The 1,358-nt window shown below is 66.8% G+C and carries 2 protein-coding genes; one reads left to right on the top strand and one right to left on the bottom strand.

Annotation, left to right across the window (positions count from 1 at the left end):
• The first annotated feature begins 152 nt into the window (after positions 1–152).
• The gene (locus tag ACIRVF_RS42945) at positions 153–464 is read left to right on the top strand and encodes a hypothetical protein (protein WP_402830705.1); all 312 of its coding nucleotides are present in this window, start codon (positions 153–155) and stop codon (positions 462–464) included.
• Between the two features lie 23 nt (positions 465–487).
• Here ACIRVF_RS42945 and ACIRVF_RS42940 read toward each other — a convergent pair.
• Positions 488–1,311, bottom strand: a protein-coding gene (locus ACIRVF_RS42940; RefSeq protein WP_402830707.1) for an IS5 family transposase whose coding sequence is annotated in 2 segments (ribosomal slippage) — positions 488–966 and positions 966–1,311 — 825 coding nt in all. Because the reading frame shifts where the segments join, the coding sequence is not laid out codon by codon here.
• Between the last annotated feature and the right edge of the window lie 47 nt (positions 1,312–1,358).

The raw sequence follows: 1,358 nt of genomic DNA, 5'->3' as shown, positions 1-1,358 counted from the left end.
CTTAGAAGTCATCTCATTTGGAAGGTCTGCAGTGGCCGATGAAAGGGGACGGCGCTGGCGAACCTGATCTCGTGTGTGAGGATCAGGCCAGGTGCGGCTGTGGACGGTGCTCGCCCTGAAAGATCGCCCGCAGAGGTAAGGAGAAGTGCTGGATGTTCGCCGGGGGAACCGCGCGGTTGCTGATCACGAACGACGGTGAAGCGCCGCTGGAGCTGACCGTGGAGCCCTGGGCGGACACCTACCAGCTCCAGCGGCAGCAGACCTGCGTCGTTGTCACCCACTCACCGACGGCGGACGGTTCCTGGTCCGGGACGCAGCGTGGGGATGAGCCCTTCCAGGTCGCGCATCGGCCGGATTCGGTGACGATGTGGGCCAACGGCCAGTGCTTCCACCTCGCTGACATGGCGGGCCATGCGATCGACGCGGCCGACTGGCAGTGCCCAGCTCAGGATGCGGCCTCCTGAAGGTAGCTCTGGGCGGCGGCCAATCATGTGCTGACAGCTTTGAAGTCATCGCACTTGACGAGTCGACGGTGGCAGATCACGGCTGCGGCGATGCTGGCGAATGCCGCGAAGTGGTCGGCCTTGCGTTCGTAGCGGCGGTGAAGTCGGCGGAAGCCGTTCAGCCAGGCCACGGTCCTCTCGATCACCCAGCGGTGCCGGCCAAGGCGCGTGGAGGACTCGACGCCTCGGCGGGCGATGCGGGCGGTGATCTGGCGTCGTCTCAGGTAGGTGCGGATGAAGCGGTGGTCGTAGGCCTTGTCGCCGTGCAGCTTTCCGGGCCTGCGTCGACGCAGGCCGCGCCTGGAGCGGATCGGCGGGATGGCTTCGGCGAGCGGGATCAGGGCCTGGCTGTCGTGGACGTTGGCGCCCGAGATCGCGAGCGACAGGGGTAAACCGGTACGTTCGGTGAGCAAGTGGATCTTCGAGCCGTACTTGCCCCGATCGACAGGATTCGGACCCGTCAGCTCCCCCTTTTCAGGGCCCGCATGTTGACCGAGTCGACCGCACAGCGGGACCAGTCCAGCTCACCCCTGGCGCCGAGCTCGTCCAGGAGGACCCGGTGGAGCTTGGCCCACACCCGGGCCTTGCTCCACTCGGTGAAGCGCCGGTGGGCCGTCGGGCCGGACGGCCCGAAGCACGGTGGCAGCTGGGCCCAGGTGCAGCCCGATGTCGCGACGAACACGATCGCCGCCAGCACCTCTCGATCCCCATGCCGTCGCCGACCACCGCCCTGCGGACGTGTCGGCGCAGATGGCACCACCAACTGGAACAGCTCCCACAACTCATCCGGCACCAGCCGCTCCACGATCGTCACCCGCGGAGCCTACTCGGCCGTCCAAATGAGATGTCCTCTTA

The sequence above is a fragment of the Kitasatospora sp. NPDC101157 genome (assembly GCF_044768255.1).
GTDB lineage: Bacteria > Actinomycetota > Actinomycetes > Streptomycetales > Streptomycetaceae > Kitasatospora.
This window is presented reverse-complemented; position numbering and strand designations above follow the sequence as displayed.